Origin of the sequence: Erwinia magellanica, assembly GCF_039023495.1 — a bacterium.
Classification (GTDB): Bacteria; Pseudomonadota; Gammaproteobacteria; order Enterobacterales; family Enterobacteriaceae; genus Erwinia.
Genome location: NZ_JBCHVC010000001.1, coordinates 896267 through 910860, shown reverse-complemented (window position 1 = coordinate 910860; position 14594 = coordinate 896267). Strand labels below are relative to the sequence as shown.

Annotated in this window: 15 protein-coding genes and 3 tRNA genes; 12 read left to right on the top strand and 6 right to left on the bottom strand. The window is 52.1% G+C overall.

The window, feature by feature from the left end:
• Positions 1–38 precede the first annotated feature (38 nt).
• Both gloA and rnt read left to right on the top strand, forming a co-directional pair.
• Positions 39–446, top strand: a complete 408-nt coding sequence (gene gloA / locus AAH450_RS04200) for a lactoylglutathione lyase (protein ID WP_306212660.1) — start codon at positions 39–41, stop codon at positions 444–446.
• Between the two features lie 105 nt (positions 447–551).
• Positions 552–1202: a ribonuclease T gene (gene rnt, locus AAH450_RS04195; protein ID WP_342909044.1), complete on the top strand. Its 651-nt coding sequence runs from the start codon at positions 552–554 to the stop codon at positions 1200–1202.
• Positions 1203–1248: 46 nt separating this feature from the next.
• Here rnt and AAH450_RS04190 read toward each other — a convergent pair whose 3' ends face one another.
• Positions 1249–1587 (bottom strand): Grx4 family monothiol glutaredoxin, encoded by a 339-nt coding sequence (locus tag AAH450_RS04190; protein WP_306212656.1) that lies wholly within the window; start codon positions 1585–1587, stop codon positions 1249–1251.
• A 372-nt stretch (positions 1588–1959) separates the two neighbouring features.
• On the opposite strand from AAH450_RS04190, the gene AAH450_RS04185 reads away from it, so the two are divergent.
• The gene (locus tag AAH450_RS04185; protein WP_342909043.1) at positions 1960–2778 is read left to right on the top strand and encodes a C40 family peptidase; all 819 of its coding nucleotides are present in this window, start codon (positions 1960–1962) and stop codon (positions 2776–2778) included.
• Between the two features lie 37 nt (positions 2779–2815).
• Here AAH450_RS04185 and cydH read toward each other — a convergent pair whose 3' ends face one another.
• Entirely contained in the window at positions 2816–2905 is a 90-nt protein-coding gene (cydH, locus tag AAH450_RS04180) for a cytochrome bd-I oxidase subunit CydH (protein WP_342909042.1), read from the bottom strand.
• A 271-nt stretch (positions 2906–3176) separates the two neighbouring features.
• Here cydH and purR point away from each other — a divergent pair, with 271 nt between their 5' ends.
• Positions 3177–4202: an HTH-type transcriptional repressor PurR gene (gene purR, locus AAH450_RS04175; protein ID WP_342909041.1), complete on the top strand. Its 1026-nt coding sequence runs from the start codon at positions 3177–3179 to the stop codon at positions 4200–4202.
• 72 nt (positions 4203–4274) lie between these two features.
• On the opposite strand, the gene punR is transcribed toward purR, so the two are convergent.
• Positions 4275–5189 carry a DNA-binding transcriptional activator PunR gene (gene punR / locus AAH450_RS04170; RefSeq protein ID WP_342909040.1) on the bottom strand — a complete coding sequence of 305 codons (915 nt, stop codon included), beginning with the start codon at positions 5187–5189 and terminating at the stop codon, positions 4275–4277.
• Between the two features lie 112 nt (positions 5190–5301).
• On the opposite strand from punR, the gene punC reads away from it, so the two are divergent.
• Both punC and cfa read left to right on the top strand, forming a co-directional pair.
• On the top strand, positions 5302–6492 hold the full coding sequence (gene punC / locus AAH450_RS04165; RefSeq protein ID WP_342909039.1) for a purine nucleoside transporter PunC: 1191 nt from the start codon (positions 5302–5304) through the stop codon (positions 6490–6492).
• Positions 6493–6789: 297 nt separating this feature from the next.
• On the top strand, positions 6790–7938 hold the full coding sequence (gene cfa / locus AAH450_RS04160; protein ID WP_342909038.1) for a cyclopropane fatty acyl phospholipid synthase: 1149 nt from the start codon (positions 6790–6792) through the stop codon (positions 7936–7938).
• A gap of 50 nt (positions 7939–7988) precedes the next feature.
• Here cfa and AAH450_RS04155 read toward each other — a convergent pair whose 3' ends face one another.
• Positions 7989–8633 (bottom strand): riboflavin synthase subunit alpha, encoded by a 645-nt coding sequence (locus tag AAH450_RS04155; RefSeq protein WP_342909037.1) that lies wholly within the window; start codon positions 8631–8633, stop codon positions 7989–7991.
• Positions 8634–8853: 220 nt separating this feature from the next.
• Between AAH450_RS04155 and AAH450_RS04150 the strand changes: the two genes are divergently transcribed.
• From AAH450_RS04150 to AAH450_RS04125, 6 genes are all read left to right on the top strand, one after another.
• Positions 8854–10227, top strand: coding sequence for an MATE family efflux transporter (locus tag AAH450_RS04150; protein WP_342909036.1), 1374 nt, complete (start codon positions 8854–8856; stop codon positions 10225–10227).
• 151 nt (positions 10228–10378) lie between these two features.
• Positions 10379–10455 (top strand) — tRNA-Val (locus AAH450_RS04145).
• A 4-nt stretch (positions 10456–10459) separates the two neighbouring features.
• Positions 10460–10536: transfer RNA gene (locus tag AAH450_RS04140), tRNA-Val, on the top strand.
• An 8-nt stretch (positions 10537–10544) separates the two neighbouring features.
• A tRNA-Val gene (locus tag AAH450_RS04135) sits at positions 10545–10621 on the top strand.
• A 373-nt stretch (positions 10622–10994) separates the two neighbouring features.
• Positions 10995–12407 (top strand): pyruvate kinase PykF, encoded by a 1413-nt coding sequence (gene pykF / locus AAH450_RS04130; RefSeq protein WP_342909035.1) that lies wholly within the window; start codon positions 10995–10997, stop codon positions 12405–12407.
• Positions 12408–12710: 303 nt separating this feature from the next.
• Positions 12711–12947, top strand: coding sequence for a major outer membrane lipoprotein (locus tag AAH450_RS04125; RefSeq protein WP_013201929.1), 237 nt, complete (start codon positions 12711–12713; stop codon positions 12945–12947).
• Between the two features lie 112 nt (positions 12948–13059).
• On the opposite strand, the gene AAH450_RS04120 is transcribed toward AAH450_RS04125, so the two are convergent.
• Positions 13060–14094: a L,D-transpeptidase family protein gene (locus tag AAH450_RS04120; RefSeq protein ID WP_342909034.1), complete on the bottom strand. Its 1035-nt coding sequence runs from the start codon at positions 14092–14094 to the stop codon at positions 13060–13062.
• Positions 14095–14165: 71 nt separating this feature from the next.
• Entirely contained in the window at positions 14166–14588 is a 423-nt protein-coding gene (gene sufE, locus AAH450_RS04115; RefSeq protein WP_342909033.1) for a cysteine desulfuration protein SufE, read from the bottom strand.
• Positions 14589–14594: the final 6 nt, after the last annotated feature.

The following is a 14594-nucleotide window of genomic DNA, read 5'->3' as shown; positions in this document are numbered from 1 at the left end:
CGTTATCGGATGATAACGTTTTTTACCAAGAGGATGTTATGCGCTTACTTCACACCATGCTTCGCGTTGGCGATCTGCAACGTTCCGTTGATTTTTATACTAAAGTTCTGGGCATGCGTCTGCTGCGCACCAGCGAAAATACTGAATATAAATACACGCTGGCTTTCGTGGGTTATACCGAAGAGAGCGAAGGTGCAGTGATTGAGCTGACCTATAACTGGGGTCAGGAGAGCTATAATCTGGGCGACGCATACGGCCATATTGCGCTGGGCGTGGATGACGTTGCGGCTACCTGCGACCGTATCCGTCAGGATGGTGGCAACGTAACGCGCGAAGCTGGCCCGGTGAAAGGCGGAACCACTATCATCGCCTTTGTTGAAGATCCGGATGGCTATAAAATCGAACTGATTGAGAACAAGCATGCGGGCCACGGTCTGGGTGCCTGATTTACCAGGGTGCCTTAAGGGCGCCCTTCTTCTCCCTTCCCCTGCTGCATCTCGCGGCGAAATTTGCCATAATGCGCGCTGCATTTTTTCGCCAATGAGATCCTGATGTCTGAATCGAACCAACTGAACACCCTCAGCAGCCGTTTTCGCGGCTTTTATCCGGTAGTGATCGATGTGGAAACCGCTGGATTTGACGCGAAGACCAATGCGCTACTGGAAGTGGCTGCCGTCACCCTGAAAATGGATGAAAATGGCTGGCTGGAGAAAGACCAAACGCTCCATTTCCACGTTGAGCCGTTTGAAGGTTCTGTTCTGCTACCTGAAGCATTGGCTTTTAACGGCATTGACCCCTCTGACCCGCTTCGCGGTGCGGTCAGTGAATATGAAGCTCTGCATGCCATCTTTAAACTGGTGCGCAAAGGGATTAAAGATCGGGACTGCAATCGCGCCATTATGGTTGCGCATAATGCCACTTTTGATCTCAACTTCATGAATGCGGCCGCTGAACGTACCGGTCTGAAACGCAACCCTTTCCATCCTTTCGTCACCTTTGATACGGCGGCGTTAAGCGGGCTGGTATTAGGGCAAACCGTACTGGCGAAAGCCTGTGCTGCGGCGGGAATGGCCTTTGACAGTAATCAGGCACACTCCGCGCTGTACGATACCGTACAAACGGCAGATCTGTTCTGTGAGCTGGTGAACCGCTGGAAACGGCTGGGCGGCTGGCCGCTTCCAGCGCCGGTAAGCGAAGCATAAAAAAAGGGCGAGGAATTTTTCCTCGCCCTTTTACTTTCTGAGTCGCTTATTCAGCGGTGTCAGAAGGATATTTTTGTGCAGTTTCTTTGATCAGCTGCTGGAGTTCGCCCTGCTGATACATCTGAATAATGATGTCGCAACCGCCGACCAGTTCACCATCCACCCACAGCTGCGGGAAAGTCGGCCAGTTGGCATACTTAGGTAATTCTGCCCGAATCTCTGGATTCAGCAAAATGTCCACATAGGCGAAACGTTCGCCACAGGCTGACAGCGCCTGTACGGCCTGTGCCGAGAAGCCGCAGCTTGGCAGTTTTGGTGAACCTTTCATGTAGAGCAGAATCGGGTTTTCTGCTATCTGGCGCTCAATTTTTTCAACGGTACTCATAAATGGCTTCCTTAATCGGATACTTCGTGTCTATTTAGTGTAGCGACTCTGCCCGCACGATGAAAACGACATTTTACTAAGAGCATTTTCGGCTTCTGCGCCTCACAAGCCCAGGCGGATACATTAAAATAACATTTTCCAGAGGTTATTGCAGCGCCAATGCCGCTAAAATGGATAAGGTTTGCACAGATAACCAGCTGATTTGGCTTATTTTTACAGCTTTTACTTGTTCTGCATCATTGAAACAAAAAAGACCTTACCCTTTGTTAAACAGTTAGATTAGAATTGCCCCATGAGCCTGCTGCAAAGCAGATATCCCTGTTTTTGGCACGCTTTGGCCGCTGGTCGAAGCACAAACTGTTAATGGTAACGATGCGTTTACTCATCACCCTCTTTTTGCTGGCGTTTGCTCAGCTCTTTTTTAACGTGGCGCACGCATCGCCACACGCCCCTGTTAATGCCAGCCATCATAAGAAGGATGCTGGTACGCCAGCCCGTGAAGATGAGCGACGTAAACGCAGGCCGGTTAAAGCAAGCTCCACAAAAAAAGTTAAAGAGACCACCAGCAAGAAATCCCGCTTAACCTCCGTGTCAAAGCTCAAGCTTAAAAAGAAAGCCTCTCCGGCAACGGCCGCCGTTACTCCCGGCAGATATAAAAAGAAAAGCGTTAATGGCAGTAAAAAGCGTTACGGACGGCATCGCGGTAAAGCAGCACAAATGGAAGCGCTGACAGCCGATCTCGACCCGGCACCGCTGAAGTTGAGCAAGGCGCATCGTGCCCGCTATCAGAAAGCTCGTGAAACTGCGATGAACAAACTGATGGGCCAGCTGGGTAAACCCTATCAATGGGGCGGAACCTCACCAAAAACCGGCTTCGACTGTAGCGGGCTGGTCTGGTATGCCTATAAGGATTTGGTGAAGTTTAAAATCCCGCGCACCGCTAACGAAATGTATCATCTGCGCGATGCCGCCTCGATCAAACGTGATGAGCTGGAAAAAGGGGATTTGGTCTTCTTCCGCATTAATGGACGCGGGGTTGCTGACCATGTTGGCGTCTATCTGGGTGACGGTAAGTTCATTCAGTCCCCCCGTACCGGCAAGGATATTCAGGTAAGCGCGCTGGGCGAGGATTACTGGCAGCGTCACTATATTGGCGCCCGTCGGATGATGACGCCGAAAACCATCCGCTAAGCGTTATAAAGGGCCTGCGATCAGGCCCCTTTTATAGTTAGTGCATGATGGCGGTAAAGCTGAACGCCATAATCATCACCAAAGCGCAAACCGTGGTCAGTAATGAGAACTTTAAATCGGTATCCATATATCCTCTGAATAGCCCTACAGTTAATAGTGTTATCAATTTTCCCATACTTATCGGTAAAAATCTCGTTTTCTCTGCTCAGCCTTGTTAGAATTCTTTTTGTTGCGCAACGTCCGCTCAGTCACAATTCTGCGGACGACCACTCTTTTCCTTCCTGACGAATCCGACAGCAACTTAAACCGATTTAAGACGTCAGGTTTTACTCTTTTCAGGCAAACGATTAACAACAGGCTTATCAACACGTTGAGATAAGCGCAGGAGTAGCTAGTTCATGGCAACAATTAAAGATGTGGCAAAGCAGGCCGGGGTGTCGACCACCACCGTCTCCCACGTCATCAATAAAACCCGCTTTGTCGCCGAAGAGACGCGGGAGGCCGTCTGGGCTGCAATTAAATCGCTGCACTATTCCCCCAGTGCAGTGGCCCGCAGCCTTAAGGTTAATCACACCAGAACTATTGGTCTGTTAGCCACCTCCAGCGAAGCGCCCTACTTTGCCGAGATTATTGAAGCGGTGGAAAACCGCTGTTTCGCAAAAGGCTATACCCTGATCCTGGGCAATGCCCATAACGATCTGCAAAAGCAGCAGGCCTATCTGTCGATGATGGCGCAAAAGCGCGTGGACGGTCTGCTGGTGATGTGCTCTGAGTATCCCGATCCGCTGATCAAAATGCTGGAAGAGAACCGCAATATCCCGATGGTCGTTATGGACTGGGGCGAGTCTCGCGGAGACTTCACCGATACCGTGCTGGATAACGCTTTTGAGGGCGGCTATCTGGCCGGGCGCTACCTGATCGATCGGGGTCACCGCGATATCGGCGTGATCCCCGGACAAATGGAGCGCAATACCGGTGGCGGCCGCCATGCCGGCTTCCTGAAGGCGCTGGCTGAAGCCAATATTACGCTCCGTAAAGAGTGGCTGGTGCAGGGAGATTTCGAACCGGAGTCTGGCTATCAGGCGATGCAGCAGATTTTATCGCAGAAACAGCGACCAACGGCGGTCTTTTGTGGCGGTGACGTCATGGCCATGGGCGCCATTTGCGCTGCGGACGAGATGGGGTTACGGGTTCCGCAGGATATATCGGTGATCGGTTATGATAACGTGCGCAACGCCCGTTACTTTACACCAGCACTGACTACCGTTCATCAGCCTAAAGAGCGCTTAGGCGAGACCGCTTTCGATATGCTGCTGGACCGTATCACCAGCAAACGGGAAGATCCGCAGACCATTGAGGTACATCCTTCCCTGATCGAACGTCGCTCGGTCGCTGACGGTCCTTTCCTGGATTACCGCCGCTAAGCCTTCTGCCTGCCTCTTTCCTGCTGCAAGCCAGGGGCATATTTTACCCCCGGCTTGCGCTGTTCAGGCTTTTTACTCCTCTTCGCGCAGCCATTCGCTGTTCAGCGTATCGCTCTCACCCAGATAATCGAGTAGCCAGCTCAGCGCCGGTGACGCCTGTTGTTCAGACCAGCTGACGCAGCAGGGGCTGTCGGGGAAACTGGCTGCCAGCTTTAGCTCGTGCAGTGTGCCCTGTTTCAACAGAGGCCGGGCAAAATGTCCCGGTACCATGCCCACGCACAGCCCGGCTGACAGACAGTCGAAAGCACTTTCCCAATCTGGCACCACCAGCCGCCGCTGATTATCCAGGGTCCAGGTTGTTCGTTTGGGGAGCGCTCGCGAGGTGTCCTCCAGCACCAGCGAGGGCCATTCCCGGATCGCCTCTTCGCTGATAACCTGCTCCCGGTGCTGCGCCAGAGGATGATCTGCTCCCACCACGCAGCGCCAGTTCAGTGCTCCCATATCGCGAAAGGCAAAACGGCCGCCCACAGGTATAGCCTGAGTAGCCCCAATGGCCACATCAACCCTGCCATCGGCCAGCGCATCCCAGACGCCGTTGAACACCTCTGGCGACAGATGCAGCTCCATGTCGGGGAAATGGCGGTAAAAGTCCACCACCAGCTGGCGCGTGCGCTGAGGTTTGACTATCCGATCGACGGCAATATTGATCTGTCCACGCCAGCCGTTGGCCACCTGCTGACACTGCCGCCGGGTGGCGAGCATTTTTTTGATAACACTTCGCCCTTCCTGCACAAATACCCGTCCCGCTTCGGTCAGCACCACATCCCGGTGCCGCCGTTCAAACAGGGGTACTGCCAGCCACTCCTCCAGCTGCCGCACGGTATAGCTGATAGCGGAGGGAACGCGGTGCAGCTCAGCCGCGGCTGCGGTGAAACTGCCCGAACGGGCAACGGCATCAACAACTTCCAAAGCGTGTTCTGACCACATAAGCTGCCTGCAATTTTTTTGAAGGGAAGAGGCAAATATTACCGTTTCACAAGCTGATTGACACGCGTTTACACTCTGCGGCGTTCGATTCATTACCTGTAAGAGAGAAAAAATGCCTTCAAAAGGATTTATTGTTTACCTGGCGCTACTCAGCGTTGCGGGTTTTCTCGCGACCGATATGTACCTGCCTGCTTTTATCGCTATGCAGCAAGACCTGCAAACCAGCGCGGGCATCATCAGCGCCAGCCTCAGCCTGTTTCTGGCCGGTTTTGCCAGCGGTCAGCTGATTTGGGGGCCGCTTTCCGATCGTATTGGCCGCAAGCCCGTGCTGTTGATGGGCCTGAGTCTGTTTGCCATCAGCTGTGCCGCGATGTGGTGGGTGCAATCCGCCTCCCTGCTGCTGGCGCTTCGATTTGCGCAGGCCATCGGCATCTGTGCCGCCGCAGTGAGCTGGCAGGCGCTGGTTGTTGACCGCTATCCGGCCGCGCAGGCTAACCGCGTTTTTGCCTCAATCATGCCTCTGGTCGCCCTTTCGCCCGCGCTTGCCCCGCTGCTGGGTGCCTGGCTGCTTAACCACTTTACCTGGCGTGCGATTTTTATCACGCTGTTGCTGGTCGCGGTTGCCTTGCTGATTTGTACTCTGTTTCTTGCGTCACCCCGTAAAGAGGCAACTCAGACAGTCAGTGAGAAGATGAGCTTTATCAGCCTGTTAAAATCCCCGGTCTACAGCGGTAACGTGCTGATATATGCCGCCTGTTCAGCCAGCTTCTTTGCCTGGTTAACAGGGTCTCCTTTCATCCTGGGAGCGCTGGGCATGACGCCCGGAGATATCGGCCTGAGCTATGTACCGCAAACGCTCGCTTTCCTGATTGGCGGGTATGGCTGCCGCAGCCTGCTGAAACACCTTGAGGGAAGCGCGCTGTTACCCTGGCTGCTGGCTCTTTATGGCGTGAGTATCGTCGCCTTCTTTATTGCCGCTCAACTGCCGGAACCTTCCCTGTATGCTTTGCTGACGCCTTTCTGTGGTATGGCGCTGGCAAATGGTGCGATTTATCCGATTGTGGTCGCTAATGCTCTGCTGCCCTTTCCGCAATCCAGCGGCAAAGCTGCTGCCTTGCAGAACACGCTACAGCTGGGTTTATGCTGTGTTGCCAGCCTGATTGTGTCGACGTTTATCACCAGCTCCCTGTTTACCACCTCGCTGGTTATGCTCTCCACTGTCGTTTTGTCGATAATCGGCTATATTTTACAACGTGTGAAATCACAAGAGATGGCTCTGGCGGGCGCACATGGCGGGCGCTAACGGCTTGAATTAATTGATTAGCACACTAACAATATTCCGTTGAATTGTGCCTGACGTGAGCATATACTCATTTCAGGCTACAAATAATAACAACTATTTTGCACTTTTTAGAGTCCTGACAGGGCTGTCAGCATGCTATTCCGCGTGGCTTTCGTTGCGCAACTCTGTAGGTATTCAAATCAATCCTCTGTAACGCCGGATGTCAGGCGTACGGTTATGCCGTGCGTATTCTCAAATCCTGTAGAAATTGTCTATTCTTTTTCTCAGGTTTCAATCACACAGGGTGATGGAGAAGCTATGAGTTCATCGTGTATAGAAGAAGTGAGCCTTGGAGAGAATCAGTGGTACCGAATCATCCAGGATATGTTGCGCAACGCTGATATTGAGATCAACGGTACCCGTCCATGGGATATAAAAATAACCAATCCTGACTTCTTCAAGCGCGTTTTACAGGAAGGGTCACTGGGTCTGGGTGAAAGTTATATGGATGGCTGGTGGGAATGTGAACGGCTTGATATGTTCTTTCACCGCGTCCTGCTGGCTAAACTCGATCAACAGCTCCCCCACCACTTTAAAGATACGCTGAGAGTCGCTGCGGCCAGATTAACCAATCTACAGTCACGTAAGCGCGCCTGGATTGTGGGCAAAGAGCATTACGATCTCGGCAATGACCTTTTCTCGTTGATGCTCGATCCCTTTATGCAATATTCCTGCGGCTACTGGAAAGAAGCGCAGACTCTTGAACAGGCCCAGCAGGCTAAATTAAAAATGATCTGCGATAAGCTGAAGCTGGAGCCGGGAATGTCGCTGCTGGATATTGGTTGCGGCTGGGGCGGTCTGGCGGAGTTTGCGGCCAGAAATTATGGCGTGAGCGTCTACGGCGTGACTATTTCTGCCGAACAGCAAAAACTGGCCCAGCAGCGTTGTGAAGGGCTGGATGTCACTATTCTGTTGCAGGACTATCGCGATCTCAATCAACAGTATGACCGTATAGTCTCTGTCGGCATGTTTGAACATGTAGGGCCAAAAAATTACGCGACCTATTTCGAGGTGGTCAATCGTAATCTGAAGCCTGACGGTATTTTCCTGCTCCACACCATTGGTGCCAATACTACCGACGAAAAAGTGGACCCGTGGATCAATAAATATATTTTCCCCAACGGCTGCCTGCCCTCTGTGCGTCATATTGCCGATGCACAGGAACCCTATTTCGTGATGGAAGACTGGCATAACTTTGGCCAGGATTACGACACCACGTTAATGGCCTGGCATCAGCGTTTTCTGGCCGGCTGGCCGGAACTGGCTGGAAAATATGGCGAGCGCTTTAAGCGAATGTTTGTTTATTATCTTAATGCCTGTGCTGGAGCCTTCCGCGCGCGCGATATTCAGCTCTGGCAGGTGGTCTTTACTCATGGCGTGGAGGGGGGATTACGCGTTCCGCACTAATGGGGATGAGAGACCAGAAGGGCCGACCCGCGCTGTCGGCCTTTTTTTATCTATTGCTCTGAAGCAGCCGCGGCGAGCAAAGCCGCCTCCCGCTGAGCCAGCACCCGCTCGACAGTTGCGACTATCGCCTGAGTATGGGGATCGATCTCGATATTGACGCGATCGCCCAGGCGTTTGGTGCCCAGCGTGGTTCTGGCAAGTGTCTCTGGAATAAGATGAACGCAGAATTTAGTTTTGGTGACTTCACCCACCGTCAGGCTGATGCCATCAATACCAATAAAACCTTTATGCAGAATGTATTTCATCTGCATAGCATCCTGCGGCCGGAACCATATTTCCCGGTTATTTTCTGAAGTCACTATTTTGCTGATTTCAGCCGTGGTCATAATATGGCCGGACATTAAGTGACCGCCAATCTCATCGCTGAATTTTGCCGCTCGCTCAACGTTCAGGGTATCCCCCACTTTCAGATCACCCAGATTGGTAATGCGCAGCGTCTCTTTCACCAGATCAAAGCTTACCCGATCGCCCTGCACTTCCGTCACCGTCAGGCAGCAACCGTTGTGAGAGACAGAAGCGCCTAATTCCAGACCAGGCAGCATTTCCGCCGGTAATTTAACAATATGAGTACGAAAATTAGGTTTCTCTTCAATTGCCAGCACCTCAGCGGTGCCCTGCACAATACCGGTAAACATAGTTGTGGCCTCTTTAAAAGATTCTGGCTCTAGTTTGCCCTGGTCACCGGATAAAACCAAATGGCATCCCGCAGATCTCGTGACATAACGAGCTATTCTTAACGCGGACGTTGGCTATTTTCTCTGCGAACATTACACTGTGCGACCAGCCCTGCTTTTATATCGCAGAAATAGCGTTTTTTACTTTCGTAGTCCCTTTTTTTAACCGATAGGTGTATGTGTGCAGAAGTACTTTACAGAAGCGCGTCAATTATTAGCGCTGGCAATCCCGGTGATCCTTGCGCAGGTTGCGCAAACCGCTATGGGCTTTGTCGATACCATTATGGCCGGCGCTGTCAGCGCCACGGACATGGCCGCCGTTGCTGTTGGCACCTCAGTCTGGTTGCCAGCCATTCTCTTCGGTCATGGTCTGATTTTGTCACTTACGCCGGTGGTTGCACAGTATAACGGCTCTGGCCGGCGCGATCGCATAGCTTTTCAGGTTCGTCAGGCTTACTGGCTGGCGGCAATGGTTGCTGTCGTCATCATGGTGGTGCTCTACAACGCCGGTTACCTGATCCGCTCTATGCATAATATTGATCCCCATATGGCAGATATTGCCGAAGGGTATCTCCATGCGCTGCTGTGGGGAGCGCCAGGCTACCTTTTCTTCCAGGTAGCCCGCAATCAGTGCGAAGGCCTTTCCAAAACCAAACCCGGCATGGTGATGGGATTCATCGGCCTGCTGGTGAATATTCCGGTTAACTATATCTTTATCTACGGCCATTTTGGCATGCCTGCACTGGGCGGCGTGGGCTGTGGTGTGGCTACCGCGTCCGTCTACTGGGTAATGTTTATCGCCATGAAATATTGGGCCGGTCGTGCCCACTCGATGCGTGATATCCGCGTAGCTGGCCGTTTCAGTCCGCCGGACAGCGCAATTCTGTGGCGGTTATTTAAGCTGGGTCTGCCCGTCGCGCTGGCGCTGTTTTTCGAAGTCACGCTGTTTGCCGTGGTTGCCCTGCTGGTTTCTCCAATGGGAATCGTGAATGTTGCAGGGCATCAGATTGCGCTGAACTTCAGCTCGTTGATGTTTGTTTTGCCGCTCTCGCTGGGCGTGGCTACCACTATTCGCGTGGGTTACAGACTTGGGCAGGGATCTACCGAAGCGGCGCGCGTCTCTGCCTGGACGGCACAGGCCGTGGGCGTATCGCTGGCAATGATGACGGCGATTTTTACCGTGACCTTCCGTGGACATATTGCTCAACTCTATACGGATAACCCTGAAGTGATCGCCCTGGCCTCTCATCTGATGCTCCTGGCCGCCATTTATCAGTTTTCTGATTCGATACAGGTTATTGGCAGCGGAATTTTGCGCGGCTACAAAGATACCCGTTCTATTTTCTTTATTACGTTTATTGCCTACTGGTTGCTGGGTCTGCCCAGCGGCTACATTCTGGCGCTGACGGACTGGGTGGTGCCGGGGATGGGGCCAGCCGGTTTCTGGATCGGTTTTATTATCGGCCTGACTTCGGCGGCAATAATGATGGTCTGGCGGATGCGGCGCCTGCAACAGAAGCCAGCCGACATAATTCTGGCACGCGCAGCGCATTAATTTATCGATATTTTTAACCACGCCATGTTCAAAATTGCTGCGCTTCGCACAGTTGCGCAGCAGTCGCGAAGAAAAAAACAGATTTCCGCTTGCCAGGCGTAGAGGCTGTCGTTAATATTCGTCCCCGCTGTTACCAAGACAGCAAGCAGATGCGTTCTTAGCTCAGTTGGTTAGAGCACCACCTTGACATGGTGGGGGTCGGAGGTTCGAGTCCTCTAGAACGCACCACAGTGCGTCCGTAGCTCAGTTGGTTAGAGCACCACCTTGACATGGTGGGGGTCGGTGGTTCGAGTCCACTCGGACGCACCAAAATTAAAGCGTTCTTAGCTCAGTTGGTTAGAGCACCACCTTGACATGGTGGGGGTCGGAGGTTCGAGTCCTCTAGAACGCACCATCCTGCACGCTTCCAAATAAAACTTCCTGCTCTCTCCGATGCGCAACAAGCTGATCTACCGCAACCTTTGCTGCATTGCCCGCTGCTTTTTAATTGGTTTTCGCGCACTTAACGACTATAATACGGGACGTTGTTTCACTTGAATGGTTTCAGCGTATGGTTGACCCTTTAGCAAAAACGATAGCTTGTTGCGCAACGCATTTCTGCGCGCGCGCTGAAACCGCGTCTCAACTTCCCCTGCACGCTGTACCACCTTCACCTATTCTTATTCTGTATCGCAGTTTGCCACTCAGGCACGAATTCTTATCCGGCGCTCACTCAGGCTCCGGGATCTCGCTTTTCTCATCCATCACAACTTAATAGAAAACTCGTCATGAAAAAGACCAAGATTGTTTGTACTATCGGTCCAAAAACCGAATCCGAAGAAATGTTGACCAACCTGCTTGATGCGGGCATGAACGTAATGCGCCTTAACTTCTCCCACGGTGATTACGAAGAGCACGGTAAACGTATCTCGAATCTGCGTGCCGTGATGAGCAAAACCGGACATCAGGCGGCTATCCTGCTGGATACCAAAGGCCCTGAAATCCGTACCATGAAGCTGGAAGGTGGCACCGATGCGTCACTGAAAGCGGGTCAGACCTTTACCTTTACTACCGATCAGTCGGTCATTGGTAATACTGAACGCGTTGCTGTGACCTACGCAGGCTTAACCGCAGACCTGAAGGTGGGTAATACCGTGCTGGTGGATGACGGTTTGATCGGCATGGAAGTGATCGAAGTGACCGAAAACACCGTGGTTTGTAAGGTTCTGAACAACGGTGACCTGGGCGAGAATAAAGGCGTTAACCTGCCTGGCGTCTCTATCCAGCTGCCGGCACTGGCGGAAAAAGACAAGCGCGACCTGATCTTTGGTTGTGAACAGGGCGTGGATTTTGTAGCCGCATCCTTTATCCGTAAGCGTTCCGACGTACTGGAAATCCGTGAGCACCTTAAGCAGCATGGCGGTGAGCACATCCAGATCATCTCCAAAATCGAAAACCAGGAAGGCCTGAACAATTTCGACGAAATCCTTGATGCTTCCGACGGCATCATGGTGGCTCGTGGCGATTTAGGCGTAGAGATCCCGGTTGAAGAGGTGATCTTTGCACAGAAAATGATGATCAAGAAATGTAACCGTGCGCGCAAAGTGGTGATCACCGCAACGCAGATGCTCGATTCCATGATCAAAAACCCGCGCCCTACCCGTGCAGAAGCGGGCGACGTTGCCAACGCCATTCTGGACGGCACCGATGCGGTAATGCTCTCTGGTGAGAGCGCCAAAGGGAAATACCCGCTGGAGTCAGTGACCATTATGGCCACCATCTGCGAGCGGACTGACCGCGTGATGAAAAGCCGTATCGACTCTCAGCACGACAACCGTAAAATGCGTATCACCGAAGCGGTGTGTCGTGGCGCGGTAGAGACTGCCGAAAACCTGGAAGCACCGCTGATTGTGGTGGCAACCGAGGGCGGTAAATCCGCCAAATCGGTACGTAAATACTTCCCTAACGCCACGATTCTGGCCTTAACCACCAATGAGCAGACCGCTCGTCAGCTGCTGTTAAGCAAAGGCATCGTTACCTCTGTGGTAAAAGAAATTGCGTCTACAGACGATTTCTACCGCCTTGGTAAAGAAGCGGCGGTAGCAAGCGGCTATGGTCAGAAAGGGGACGTCGTAGTGATGGTTTCTGGCGCATTAGTGCCAAGTGGAACCACAAATACCGCCTCTGTGCACGTGCTGTAATAGAAGATTACGCCTTGTAGTAAAAAAGCGCCTTAAGGGCGCTTTTTTTACAACTGTGATAAGGAGTACTCTTAAAATTTTCAATCGAATTTAACGATTCAATTTTTATTTTCCGAAGATGAGTCCAATTAAATCCGCCTGTTTTAGCTAATTTTTTTGTGAAAAAGTGGAAAGACGGTGCATCTTTGAGCGAACGATCAAAATTAAGCACTTTCTCATCAAAAATTTATTCTCATTAGAAAAAACTTTGTGTAATACTTGTAACGCTACATGGAGATTAACTTAATCTAGAGGGTATAAATAATGAATCGTACTAAACTGGTACTGGGCGCGGTAATCCTGGGTTCAACTTTGCTGGCTGGCTGTTCAAGCAACGCTAAAATCGATCAGCTGTCTACCGACGTGCAGACTCTGAACGCTAAAGTTGACCAGCTGAGCAACGACGTGAACGCAATGCGTTCTGACGTTCAGGCTGCTAAAGATGACGCAGCTCGCGCTAACCAGCGTCTGGACAACCAGGCTCACTCTTACCGTAAGTAAGAGTTCTGGTTTGAAAATGGCGCACATTGTGCGCCATTTTTTTTGTCTGTGGCTCCCTGCCGTTCTTCCTCTCCCTTCTTCTCCTCAGACACGTCGCTATAACGCCTTACAATCAATTCTGCGGGCTTTCGCCTTTTATCTGAGTCGCAGTAGCAGAAGAGGCCAGAGGCGCTTCAGAATCGCTCTGCTGCGGGTTAACGGGTAATGCATTGGGATCTGTTACCGTTTCTCCCTGACTCACTATCACCGGCATGCCAGAACGACGCTCAATAACCTGTTTAATCATCTCAGCATCACTCTTGTCGCTCTTCACAAATTTTTTGCCGTTTGCGGTCAGCGTAATCGGCATGGTCTGCGGATCGTCCTTTTCACTGTGTGACAGCGGCTGGTGAACTTCGAGATAACGTTTCCCATCTGGCTCTACAGCATACTTCAGCGGCTGATTGATAATCTGCACCCTGGTACCCTTAGGTACGCTGTTAAACAGCGCCTCAATGTCGTCAGGCCGCAGGCGGATACAGCCGGAGCTGACGCGCATACCAATACCAAAATCCGCATTGGTGCCATGGATCAGATAATGGCCCTGGCCATATGCCAGACGCATGGCATACAGCCCCATGGGGTTATCCGGCCCGGCAGGCACGGTACCCGGCAAGGTCTTGCCTTCCGCGGCATAGCGCTTACGGATATTCGGTGTGGGTGTCCAGGTAGGATTAGGGATTTTCTGGCTGATGCTGGTCACCATGGCTGGCGTGTTGGCCCCAAGCTGGCCGATCCCGATGGGATAGACAATGACCTTGTTCTCATTTGCAGGATAGTAGTAGAGCCGCAGCTCGGCGACGTTTACGACAATCCCTTCCCTTTTTGTATCCGGTAGCAGCATCTGGGTGGGAATAGTCAACTGGCTTCCCGCTTTGGGTAACCAGGGATCGGTGCCTGGATTAGCTTCCAGCATGCCTAACAGGCCAATTTTGTAGTGTGCTGCCACAGCTTCCAGCGATCGCCCATCGGCTGGAACGGTATAAGTGGTGTTCTCACCAATTAAGCGGCTGTTTTCTGGAGGCAGGGGGTACTCCGTAGCGCTGGCATACTGCGTGGAGGTGAGAATGGTAAAGAAAAGTGCGGCAAAAGTAGACAGAGGTTTCATGCGGATTTCCCGTTCAGGCTGATGAAACTTCCCGCCAGCGAAGCGGGAAGCCTGTCGGGAAGTGTAGCAACTCAGCTCTGAGAAAGAACCTGAGCTTTTTGCCGGATGGCACGGATCATCGCTTCCAGCCCCTGAGAACGGGAAGGCGTAAGGTGCTGAGTTAAAGCGAGCTGTTCAAACCAGGGACGCACATCAAAGGCCAGGATTTCGGCCGGAGTCATGCGTTGATAAAGAACAAAAACAACGGCAATCAAGCCCTTAACTATGGCAGCATCGCTGTCACCGCGCAGGATAACGCGCCCTTCTTCATCGGAATCCATCAGGATCCACACCTGGCTTTGACAGCCCGAGATGATGTTTTCCGGCTGATGAAGGGATTCAGACAATTCTGGCAGCATCGCGCCCAGCTCAATAACGTACAGGTACTTCTCTTCCCAGTTAGCGCAACGGGTAAAGTTACGCACCAGTTTCTCTTTCTCTGGCAATGACGCCATTGGTGC

Coding starts and splice junctions, on each gene's coding strand:
- gloA (WP_306212660.1), top strand. CDS start 39: ATGCGCTTACTTCACACCATGCTTCGCGTTGGCGATCTGCAACGTTCC.
- rnt (WP_342909044.1), top strand. CDS start 552: ATGTCTGAATCGAACCAACTGAACACCCTCAGCAGCCGTTTTCGCGGC.
- AAH450_RS04190 (WP_306212656.1), bottom strand. CDS start 1,587: ATGAGTACCGTTGAAAAAATTGAGCGCCAGATAGCAGAAAACCCGATT.
- AAH450_RS04185 (WP_342909043.1), top strand. CDS start 1,960: ATGCGTTTACTCATCACCCTCTTTTTGCTGGCGTTTGCTCAGCTCTTT.
- cydH (WP_342909042.1), bottom strand. CDS start 2,905: ATGGATACCGATTTAAAGTTCTCATTACTGACCACGGTTTGCGCTTTG.
- purR (WP_342909041.1), top strand. CDS start 3,177: ATGGCAACAATTAAAGATGTGGCAAAGCAGGCCGGGGTGTCGACCACC.
- punR (WP_342909040.1), bottom strand. CDS start 5,189: ATGTGGTCAGAACACGCTTTGGAAGTTGTTGATGCCGTTGCCCGTTCG.
- punC (WP_342909039.1), top strand. CDS start 5,302: ATGCCTTCAAAAGGATTTATTGTTTACCTGGCGCTACTCAGCGTTGCG.
- cfa (WP_342909038.1), top strand. CDS start 6,790: ATGAGTTCATCGTGTATAGAAGAAGTGAGCCTTGGAGAGAATCAGTGG.
- AAH450_RS04155 (WP_342909037.1), bottom strand. CDS start 8,633: ATGTTTACCGGTATTGTGCAGGGCACCGCTGAGGTGCTGGCAATTGAA.
- pykF (WP_342909035.1), top strand. CDS start 10,995: ATGAAAAAGACCAAGATTGTTTGTACTATCGGTCCAAAAACCGAATCC.
- AAH450_RS04125 (WP_013201929.1), top strand. CDS start 12,711: ATGAATCGTACTAAACTGGTACTGGGCGCGGTAATCCTGGGTTCAACT.
- AAH450_RS04120 (WP_342909034.1), bottom strand. CDS start 14,094: ATGAAACCTCTGTCTACTTTTGCCGCACTTTTCTTTACCATTCTCACC.
- sufE (WP_342909033.1), bottom strand. CDS start 14,588: ATGGCGTCATTGCCAGAGAAAGAGAAACTGGTGCGTAACTTTACCCGT.